The 9,603-nt window shown below is 74.7% G+C and carries 10 protein-coding genes; 7 read left to right on the top strand and 3 right to left on the bottom strand.

The features are described 5' to 3' along the window. Window positions 1-151 precede the first annotated feature (151 nt). From AB0L06_RS16515 to AB0L06_RS16490, 6 genes are all read left to right on the top strand, one after another. Window positions 152-1,972, top strand: a complete 1,821-nt coding sequence (locus AB0L06_RS16515) for an asparagine synthase-related protein (RefSeq protein WP_500231850.1) — start codon at window positions 152-154, stop codon at window positions 1,970-1,972. Next, the gene (locus AB0L06_RS16510) at window positions 1,969-2,388 is read left to right on the top strand and encodes a lasso peptide biosynthesis B2 protein (RefSeq protein WP_500231849.1); all 420 of its coding nucleotides are present in this window, start codon (window positions 1,969-1,971) and stop codon (window positions 2,386-2,388) included. The genes AB0L06_RS16515 and AB0L06_RS16510 overlap by 4 nt, the downstream gene beginning before the upstream one ends. Then, window positions 2,385-2,951, top strand: a complete 567-nt coding sequence (locus AB0L06_RS16505) for a MauE/DoxX family redox-associated membrane protein (RefSeq protein ID WP_500231848.1) — start codon at window positions 2,385-2,387, stop codon at window positions 2,949-2,951. The genes AB0L06_RS16510 and AB0L06_RS16505 overlap by 4 nt, the downstream gene beginning before the upstream one ends. Beyond that, the gene (locus tag AB0L06_RS16500; protein ID WP_500231847.1) at window positions 2,948-3,904 is read left to right on the top strand and encodes an ATP-binding cassette domain-containing protein; all 957 of its coding nucleotides are present in this window, start codon (window positions 2,948-2,950) and stop codon (window positions 3,902-3,904) included. The genes AB0L06_RS16505 and AB0L06_RS16500 overlap by 4 nt, the downstream gene beginning before the upstream one ends. Continuing rightward, window positions 3,901-4,728, top strand: coding sequence for an ABC transporter permease (locus tag AB0L06_RS16495; protein ID WP_500231846.1), 828 nt, complete (start codon window positions 3,901-3,903; stop codon window positions 4,726-4,728). Before AB0L06_RS16500 ends, AB0L06_RS16495 begins: the two co-directional genes overlap by 4 nt. An 84-nt stretch (window positions 4,729-4,812) precedes the next feature. Next, on the top strand, window positions 4,813-5,094 hold the full coding sequence (locus tag AB0L06_RS16490) for a lasso peptide biosynthesis PqqD family chaperone (protein WP_500231845.1): 282 nt from the start codon (window positions 4,813-4,815) through the stop codon (window positions 5,092-5,094). Window positions 5,095-5,096: 2 nt separating this feature from the next. On the opposite strand, the gene AB0L06_RS16485 is transcribed toward AB0L06_RS16490, so the two are convergent. The 3 genes from AB0L06_RS16485 to AB0L06_RS16475 all read right to left on the bottom strand — a co-directional run bounded on the left by AB0L06_RS16485 (window position 5,097) and on the right by AB0L06_RS16475 (window position 7,835). After that, window positions 5,097-5,777: a DUF4389 domain-containing protein gene (locus AB0L06_RS16485; protein ID WP_500231844.1), complete on the bottom strand. Its 681-nt coding sequence runs from the start codon at window positions 5,775-5,777 to the stop codon at window positions 5,097-5,099. 136 nt (window positions 5,778-5,913) lie between these two features. After that, window positions 5,914-6,618, bottom strand: a complete 705-nt coding sequence (locus tag AB0L06_RS16480) for a response regulator (protein ID WP_500231843.1) — start codon at window positions 6,616-6,618, stop codon at window positions 5,914-5,916. Then, entirely contained in the window at window positions 6,615-7,835 is a 1,221-nt protein-coding gene (locus AB0L06_RS16475; protein WP_500231842.1) for a sensor histidine kinase, read from the bottom strand. Before AB0L06_RS16475 ends, AB0L06_RS16480 begins: the two co-directional genes overlap by 4 nt. A 135-nt stretch (window positions 7,836-7,970) precedes the next feature. Here AB0L06_RS16475 and AB0L06_RS16470 point away from each other — a divergent pair, with 135 nt between their 5' ends. Further along, on the top strand, window positions 7,971-9,488 hold the full coding sequence (locus tag AB0L06_RS16470; protein WP_500231841.1) for a nitrilase-related carbon-nitrogen hydrolase: 1,518 nt from the start codon (window positions 7,971-7,973) through the stop codon (window positions 9,486-9,488). Window positions 9,489-9,603 lie beyond the last annotated feature (115 nt).

The following is a 9,603-nucleotide window of genomic DNA, read 5'->3' as shown; positions in this document are numbered from 1 at the left end:
GTCGTGCAGGGACGAGCGCAGCTTCTCGCCGCGGTCCAGCTTGTCGACCTTCAGGGCCTGGGTGTGCTTGTCGGCGCCTCCGCCACGGAAAATGAGCTCCGAGTTCACACCGAAACGCGTCGGCCAGTTTCACCTGACCCGGGAATCACCTGTGCGCTTCATCGTGCTCCCCGACCATCCGGCCGGGCACGCGGTCGTCGCCCTCGCGGCGGACGCCCCGGCCCCCCTGCTCCGTCATCCGTCCGGACGCCCCTGGATCCTCGGCGACCGGGACCTCGCCCTGGGCGAGGTCCGGCACACCGTGCTCGGCGACCGGGCCGCCGTGATGCTCGGGCCGTCGACCGCGACCGTCCGCGCGCTGGCCCATGTCCTCGCACGCGCTCGCACGCCGGGTGACGTCGCCGTGGCGGCGCGCGCGTTCGGCGGCTGCTTCCACCTGGTCGTCAGCATGGGCGGACGCACGTGGGTGCAGGGGTCGCTGTCGTCCGCGCGGCAGGTGTTCCACGCGCGGGTCGGCGAGGTCGTCGTCGCGTCCGACCGGCCCGACCCGCTGGTGAGGGGGCTGGGCGCGGCCGTCCGGGACGAGCTGCTCGCCGCCCGGCTGATCGCGCCCTGGCCTCCCTGGCCGCTCTCCGAGGAGAGCCTGTGGCACGGCATCGACTCCCTGCCCACCGGCACCGCGCTGGAGATCGGCCCGGACGGGCGGAGACGGGTCGTCCGCTGGTGGGAGCCGCCCGAACCGCATCTCGCGCTGCCGGAGGCGGCGGCCCTCGTGCGCGAGGGGCTGTGCGACGGCGTGCGCGCGCGGGTGCGGGGCGCGGGCGTCGTCAGCGCCGACCTGTCCGGCGGCATGGACTCCACGAGCCTGTGCTTCCTTGCCGCCGAGCAGGCCGACCGGCTGGTCACGTCCCGGATGGAGGGGACCGACCCGGCCGAGGAGGATGGCGTCTGGGCCGGACGCGCCACCCGGATGCTGCCCGGCGACCACCTGGTGTTCGAGCGCGGGACGACCCCGGCCTGGTTCTCCGGCCTGCTCGCCCAGGCCGACGACCTGGAGGAGCCCTACGCGTGGATCCGGACGCGGGCCTCGCTGCTCGCCACCGCGGACCGGGTCGCCGAGCGGGGGTCGCGCGTCCACCTGACCGGGCACGGCGGGGACGAGCTGTTCCTGTCGAAGCCCGTCCACCTGCACGAACTCGTCCGGCGGAGGCCGCTGGCGGCCGTCCGGCACCTGCGGGCGCACCGCGCGCTGTTCCGGTGGCGGACGGGCCCGATGCTGCGCGGCCTGTGGGCGAACGCCTCGTTCGGGGAGTGGCTCGCCGCGTCCGCGGGCGGGCTGACCTCGCCGCTGGGCACGGCCGCGTCCGCGCCCGCGTTCGACTGGGGTCTCGGCGGGCTGATGCCGCCCTGGGCGACGCCCGACGCGGTCGACGCGGCCCGCACGGCCCTGCGCGAGGCGGCCGGGCACGCGGTCCCGCTGTCCCCCGGACGCTCCCAGCACTCGATCATCCAGGACGTCCGGGCGTGCGGCGCGACCGTCCGGCACGCGGCGCGCGTCGCGGGCATGCCCTGGGAGGCCCCCTACATCGACGACCGCGTCCTGGAGGCCGTCCTCTCCCTGCGCCAGCGCGACCGCGTGGACCTCACCCGCTACAAGCCCCTGCTCTCCGAGGCGCTCCGCGGCCTGGTGCCCGCGCCGTTCCTCGGCCGGGCGACCAAGTCGGAGTACAGCGCGGAGGCGTACCGGGGCCTCCGCCGGAACCGCGCCGACCTGCTGTCCCTGTTCGAGGACTCCCACCTGGCCCGGCGCGGCCTGGTGGACCTCGACGCCCTGCGCCGCGCCCTGACCGTCCCGCCGCCGACGGCCCTGGCGTTCGTGCCGCTGGTCGGCACGGTCGCGTGCGAGGTCTGGGCGCGGTCCCTGCCGGTGTCCACGAACGGCGTCCGCACGAGCGAAGGAGAACATGCATGACGATGCCCATGACGTTGGAGTCCGCCGAGCGCGTGCCGTGGCGGCGCAGGCTCGCGGCGCGGGTCGCGGTCGCGGTGGCGCGTCCGGTGGCGGCGCTGCCGCCCGCGCGGCTGAGCCGGGTGCTGACGCTGGCGAGCCGGCGCGCGCGCCCGGCGAGCGCGGCGCGGGCGGACGAGGCGCGGCGGGCGGTGGTCTCGGTCAGCGTCCGGTGCGCCGGGCAGGTGTGCCTCCAGCGGGCCGTCGCGACGGCGCTGCTGTGCCGGTTCGGTGGCACGTGGCCGGACTGGTGCACCGGCGTGCGGCTGCACCCGTTCAAGGCGCACGCGTGGGTCGAGGCCGAGGGCCGTCCGATCGGTGAGAACGCCGAGGTCGGCGCGTTCTCGAAGGTCCTGGTGGTCTCGGCGGGCCGGCGGTGACGGCGGCCCTGGCCCTCGCGTTCGCGCAGGGCGCGGTCCTGTTCGTGTTCGGCTACGCGGCCTACACCAAGCTCCGCAATGGCGAGGGTTTCGGGAACTTCGTCCGGACGGTCCGGACGCTGACGAGGCGGGACGGGCGCGCCACCACGGTCCTCGCGGCGTCGTTCGCCGTGCTGGAGGCGTCGGCCGCCGTGCTCACCGTGCCGCCGCCGACCGCGTTCGCCGGGTTCGCGCTGGCCACGGCCCTGCTGACGCTGTTCATCGGGGTCGTCCTGCGGGCCGTGCGCGGACGGGTGTTCGCCGAGTGCGGCTGCTTCGGCGGGCACAGCGCGGCGATGAGCTACCCGCTGATCCTGCGGAACGTCCTGCTGCTGGGGTTCGCGGTGCCGGGGCTGCTGCTCTCGGCCACCCGGACGCCGGAGGTGTCGGCGCCCGCCGGGATCGCGGCGGCGGCCGGGATCGGCGCCGCGTTCGCGCTGGTCAAGTACTACGACACGGTCGTCCGGCTGGTCCTGTTCCGGCTGTTCCCGGAGGTTCGCGCGTCCCGTCCGGAGGCGTCATGACCGAACCCGCCGCGGGCGCGGCGATCGAGACGGAGGCGCTCGTCCAGCGGTTCGGGGCGGTCACCGCGCTGGACGGCGTCGACCTGGCCGTCCCGCACGGGACGGTCCTCTGCCTGCTCGGGCACAACGGCGCGGGCAAGAGCACCCTCGTGGACATCCTGACCACCCTCGCCCGGCCGGCGTCCGGCACCGCCCGGGTCGCAGGGTTCGACGTGGTCGCCGAGGCGCACCGGGTGCGCCGCAGCATCGGCGTCGCCGGGCAGTTCGCCGCACTGGACGAACGGATGACGCCGCGCGCGACACTCGTCCTGCTCACGCGCCTGCACGGGCTCGGCCGCCGCGCCGCGCACGCGCGCGCGGACGAGCTGCTCGACCTGTTCGGCCTGGGCGAGTTCGCCGAGCGGCCGCTGCGCGCCTGCTCGGGCGGCACCCGCCGGCGCCTCGACCTCGCCGCCGGGCTCACCGGACGGCCCGAGGTGGTCGTCCTGGACGAGCCGACCGCCGGACTCGACCCGGTGTCCCGGCTGACGCTGTGGGAGGTCGTCCGGGGCCTGGCCCGGGACGGCGCGGCGGTGCTGCTGACCACCCAGGACCTCGCCGAAGCTGACCGGCTGGCCGACGTCGTCGCCGTCCTGCGGCGCGGACGGCTCGTCGCGTCCGGCACGCCGGGCGAGCTGAAGGCGCGGGTGGGGAGCCGCTCGGTGACGGTCCGTCCGGCGGACGCCGTCCAGGCCGAACAGGCCCTCCGCGCCGACGGCATCACCCCGGCGTTCGACCCGGCGCGCGGCACGCTGACCGTCGCCGCCGCGTCGTCCCGGCAGGTCACCGACGTCCTGCGCGCCCTGGACGCCGCCGGGATCGACCCCGGCGAACTCTCCCTCAGCGAACCGGGCCTGGACGAGGTCTACCTCGCCCTCGCCGCGGGCCACGACACCGTCCGGGACGTCGCATGACGGCCGTCGCGGAACAGGCCGCGGAACGCCGGGAACTCGCGCGCGGCGGCGGCGCGGGCATCGCGACGCAGATGGGCGTTCTCACCGTCCACGCCGTCCGGACGCTGCTGTCCGACCGCCGCCTCCTGCTGATCACGCTGATCGAGCCGCTGCCGATGCTGCTGGTCTTCGGCCAGGCGCTCTCGGGCCTCGCGCACGTGCCGGGGTTCCCGCGGGGCGTCCCGTACATCGACTACCTCGTCCCGGCGCTGATGGTGACGACGGCCCTGCAGACGGGGCTGCAGTCCGCGACGCGGCTGACCGACGACCTCAACGGCGGGCTGATGTCCCGGCTCCGCACGATGCCGCTGTGGCTCGGGTCGGTGCTGGTCGCGCAGAGCGCCACCGGGCTCGTGCGCGGCCTGGTCCGGCTGGTGACGCTGGTCGGGCTCGCCTGGCTGGCGTTCGGGTTCCGGTGCCGGGGCGGCCCGCTCGCCCTGCTCCTCGCCGTCGCGGTCTCGATGGCCGTCGCGTGGTCGCTGGGCTGGGTGTTCATGGCGCTCGCCTGCTGGTTCCGGCGCGGCGACACGCTGCAGGCGGCCGCCGGGCTGGCGATGTTCCCGCTGATGTTCGCCTCGAACGCGTTCCTGCCCGTCACGTCCCTGCCGTCCTGGCTGCGCGTCGTGGCCGAGGTGAACCCGCTGACGCACGGCGTCGCGGCCGTCCGGGCGCTGACCCTCGGCCGCCCCGCGCTGCCCGCCGTCACCGCGACGCTCGCGCTCACGCTGCTGGTGACGGCCGTCGCCGCGCCCGTCGCCGTCCGCCGCATCCGCCGCACCGACTGACCGATCCGCGCCTGCCGACCGATCCGCGCCCTGCTGACCGATCCGCGCCGACCCGTTCGAACCCGACCGCCTGAGGAGACCCGCATGACCGTCCGCCTGCCCGGCCACATCACGCTCGTCCCCGTCCCCGGCTCCGAGGAGGGGGACCGTCCGGCCGCCGTCCTCCTCGACGGCCGGACGGGTGAGTACTGGCAGCTCAACGCGACCGCGCACCTCGTCCTGACGTCGCTGCTGGACGGCGCGTCCGAGCCCGGCGCCGCGCGCGCCCTCGTCGAGGCGCACCCCGAGGCCGCGGGCCGCGCCGCGGCGGACGTCGACGCCATCGTCGCCCGCCTGACCGCCGCCGGCCTCCTCGAAGGCCGCTGACCTCAGCCCTGGGGCTCCGTCGGGCCCTGGTCGAGGCGGAACGGCGGGTAGGCGTCGGTGAGGAGCAGGACGTACGCCGTCACGCGCAGGCCCCACCGGACCATCCCCATCAGCAGGTTGAACAGGCCGCGCGGGTACTTCGCCGTGAACAGCAGCGCGATCCCCACGATCAGTATCAGGACGCCGAGCAGGCCCGGCGCGTGCCAGCCGGTCCCCATGCGGGACGAGTACATGCCCGCGCCGTTGACCGCGGCCAGGATCAGGTACTGCGGGATCACGAGCAGCCACCACTTGACCAGGACCAGGCCGCGCGACAGGTGCTCGGGGTAGGTGACGTCCAGGCGGGCCGGGTAGTCGGGGGCCTCGCCCAGCGTGAACGGCGGGTACCGGTCGGTCGCGAGCACCCCGTATCCGTAGTAGCTCACCCGCCAGTGCCAGCGCAGGACGCCGACCGTGTAGTCGAACAGCGTGCGCGGGTAGCGGCCGGTGATCAGGATCGCGAAGAACGCGACGACCGACACCAGCAGGACCCCGATCCACAGGAAGAACAGCACGATGTAGTGCGGGATGAGCAGCAGCCACTTCACGATCCACAGGGCTCGTGAGGGCGTCGGCTCCGGTGTCCCCTCGACGCGGAGCGGGAACGGCGGTGCGGGTGGTGGTGGCGATACTGGAACGGTCATCGGAGGGCCTCCCTGCTTGCTCGGCGCCCCACTGCCTGATGCTTGGAGAGTGCGCCTGAGCAGGCGATATGTGAAGCCCGTGTGTCCTTGTCCGGCCAGCTTTTTACTCTGGACGGCCCGGACCTTGGCCCAAGCCTTATGCCCGCTCGTCGGTCTGGTCGGTCAGGAGGCCCGCCTCGTGGGCGAAGATCGCCGCCTGGACGCGGTTCTCCAGGCCGAGGCGGACGAGGATCCGGTTCACCCGGCTCTTCACGTTCGCCTGTGTGAGGCCGAGCTCGGTGGCGATCCGCTGGTTGGAGTGGCCGCGCGCGACCAGCAGCAGAACGTCCAGCTCGCGATCGGTGAGCAGGTCGAGGCGGCCGCGGCCGGTGGGACGTCCGGCTCCGGCGTCCGCGCCCGCGGGCAGGGCCGTGAACACGCCGATCAGCCGCCGGGTCACGCTGGGCGCGAGCATCGCCTCGCCCGCCGCCACCACCCGGACGGCCTGCGCGAACTCCTCGGCCGGGCTGTTCTTCAGCAGGAACCCCGAGGCCCCGGCCCGCAGCGCGGCGTGCACGTACTCGTCCAGGTCGAAGGTGGTGAGGACGAGCACGCGCGGTGCCGGTCCGGCGTCGTCCGGCCAGCCCGCGAGGATGCGGCGGGTGGCCTCGACGCCGTCCACGCCGGGCATCCGGACGTCCATGACCACCACGTCCGGACGCAGCCGGACGGCCGCCTCGACCGCCCGTTCCCCGTCGGCGGCCTCGCCGACCACGGTCAGGTCCTCGCGGCGGTCGAGGACGGCGCGGAGCGCGGCCCGCACCATGTCCTGGTCGTCGACCAGCAGAACGCGGATCGTCATCGCGCGACCTCCAGGGGGAAGGTGGCGGCGACCCGCCAGCCGCCGTCCGGGACCGGGCCGGTCTCCAGCGTTCCGCCGAACGCCGTGACGCGTTCGCGCATTCCGAGCAGCCCGCGCCCGGAGCCCGGCACCGGGCGGTGGTCGTCGCCGGGCGGCCCGTTCACGACCTCGACGCGCAGCGCGGACGCGTCGCGCGTGACGACGACGCCGACACCGACCGTTCCCGCGTGTTTCAGCACGTTCGTGATCGCCTCGCGGACGACCCGGTACGCCGACGCCTGCAACGCGGCCGGAAGCGCGTCCGCCGGGCCGTCCGCCGAACCGGTGACGCCGTCGGCCGAGACGGTGACGGCGCAGCCCGCCGCCCGCGCCGCCTGGACGAGCCGGTCGAGGTGCGCGAGCGACGGTTCTGCGGCCTCGCCCTCGCCGCCGACCGAGAGCAGCCCGAGGATGCGGCGCATCTCGATGAGCGCGGTGTCGGCGGTCTCCGCGATGCGCGTGACGCCGCTCAGGCCGAGGTCCGGGTCGTCCGCGAGGACGTCCTCGGTCGAGCGCGCCTGGACGGCGATGGCACTGACGTGGTGGGCGACGACGTCGTGCAGCTCGCCCGCGATCCGGGCCCGCTCGGCGACGACGGCCTGCCGCGCGTTGGTCTCCTGCTCGGCGCGCAACCGCTCGTTCAGGTCGCGCAGGCTGCGGGTGTCGGCCTCGATGCGGCGGCGTCCGTAGCCGAACGCGAACGCGGCGGCGAAGTACACGGCGAACGCCGTGACCGAGTCCGGGTTGAGGGAGTCGGGACGCGGCGGCTGGGCGCGTCCGGTGGCGAGCTCGACGGCGGTCGCGGCGGCGAGCGCCAGGACCGTCGCGGTCAGGCCGTCCCGTACCGGACGGTACCGGGCGACCGCGTACACGCCGAAGATCAGGAAGTACGGCCCGGGGGTCTTGCCGGGCACCAGGTCCAGCGTCTCGAACAGCGCGAACAGGGCGGTCATCGCGGCGAGGACGGCCAGCGGCCACCGTCGCCGCCACAGCAGCGGGACGGTCTGCGCCGCCCACAGCAGCGTGCCCGCCGGGCCCGGCGCGGAATCGCGGCCGAGCAGCAGCGCCAGCGCGTCGAACAGGCTGAGCCCGCCGCCGAGCGCGGCGTCGACCAGCCAGGGGCGCCCGGCGAGCCGGAGTCGTGTGCCGCGCAGGACGGCCAGGGCATCTGTGCTCATAACGCCGCCAACCCTAGGTCGCGCGGGCGCGGGGGCGCATCGTCCGCGCGGCGCATCGAAGGTTGCGTGGGGCCCGCGCGAGTTCGCCGTCAGGGAGGACGCGTCGTGAGGGGTCGCCTACCTAGCGTTGAAGGCATGCAAAGAACCGCTCTTCTCCTCTCCGGAACCGCACTGATGCTGCTCGCGGTCGGCGGCCGCTGGGACATCGCCCTCGCCGCCTGGATCTTCCCCCTCCTTCTCCTCCGCTTCTCCCGGACGGGCCGCGCCTGGACGGCCGTCGTCGGAATCTGGGCCGCGAACATCGCCGCCACCCTGTTCTGGACGTGGGAGTCCGCGATCGGTTCAGGCCCGGTGATCATCGCGGCCGGGGTCGCGATCGGCGCGCTGCGGACGATCCCCTACGTCCTGGACCGGTGGCTGACGCGCAGGCTGCCCGTGTGGGCGGCGATGCTGGTCTTCCCTGCGGCCCTCGCGGCGTCCGAGTTCCTGTTGACGCTGGTCACGCCGTTCGGAACGGCGTTCGGCGTCCTCGCCGTCACGCAGTACGGGAACCTGCCGCTGCTCCAGATCACCTCGATCACCGGTACCTACGGGATCGGCTTCCTGATCGCCTGGGCCGCCTCGGCCGCGAACTTCGCCTGGGCCGACCGGACGCGCCGGGCCGTCCGTCCGGTCGCGGTGTTCGCCGCCGTGCTGCTGGCGGTCGTCTCGTTCGGCGGGGCGCGGCTGGCGTTCTTCTCCGACCAGAAGCACTCCGTGCGGATCGCGGGGGTCGGCCCGAGCCCGGAGCTGCGCGCCGCCCAGAAGGCCGCGATCCGCTCGGTCGGCGGCGGACGCCGTGACGTCGCCACCGCGCCCGACGCGGCCGTCCGGCCCGCGATGCTCGCGGTGCAGAACGACCTGCTCGCCAGCACCCGCCGCGAGGCGACCGCCGGCGCGAAGATCATCGTCTGGCCGGAGAACGCCGTGTCCGTGCGGGAGTCCGACGAGCGCGGCGCGATCGACGCCGCCCGCGCCGAGGCCCGCCGCGACGGCGTCTACCTGGAGATCGGCCTGAACGTGTTCGGCGCGACCGCACCGTCCTTCGGGAAGGACGAGACCCTGCTCCTCGGCCCGGACGGCGCCGTCCTCTGGACCTACCAGAAGGCGCACCCGATCCCCGGCTCGGAGACGTTCAAGCCCGGCGACGGCCACGTCCCGGTCGTGAACACGCCGTACGGACGCCTCGCGAACGTCATCTGCTACGACGCCGACTACCCCGCGATGATGCGGATCCGCGCCGACATCGTCCTCGTCCCGTCGCACGACTGGCGCGAGTACGGCGAGGCGCACACCCGCAAGGCTTCGCTGCGCGCCATCGAGGGCGGGTACGCGGTGTTCCGGCAGGACGGCCAAGGCACGAGCGGCGTCTTCGACCGGCAGGGACGGGTGCTGGCATACAGCGACTCCTTCGCCGCCGGATCGGAGACGACCGTCGCCTACGTCCCGACCCGCGGCGGGACGACCGTGTACGACGTCATCGGCGACACGTTCGCGCAGCTGTGCGTCGCGGGAGTCTTGGCCCTCGCCGTCTTCGGCGTGGTCCGGCCGCGCCTCCGGCGGGAAGAGCAGCAGGCGGAGCGGGTCACCCCGGCGGACGTCCCGGCAGCGTGACCCGGAAGATCGTCCGCCCCGGCCTCGCGGGCCGGATCCTCGCAGCTGGAGAGGCCGTAGACGACCGTCCCCTCGGTGCCGGTCATGAACCCGTTGGACTCCGACGCCCAGGTGC

This window comes from Spirillospora sp. NPDC052269 (genome assembly GCF_040679435.1).
GTDB lineage: Bacteria > Actinomycetota > Actinomycetes > Streptosporangiales > Streptosporangiaceae > Spirillospora.
The sequence above is the reverse complement of the archived record's forward strand: the minus strand, read 5'-3'. Positions and strand labels throughout refer to the sequence as shown.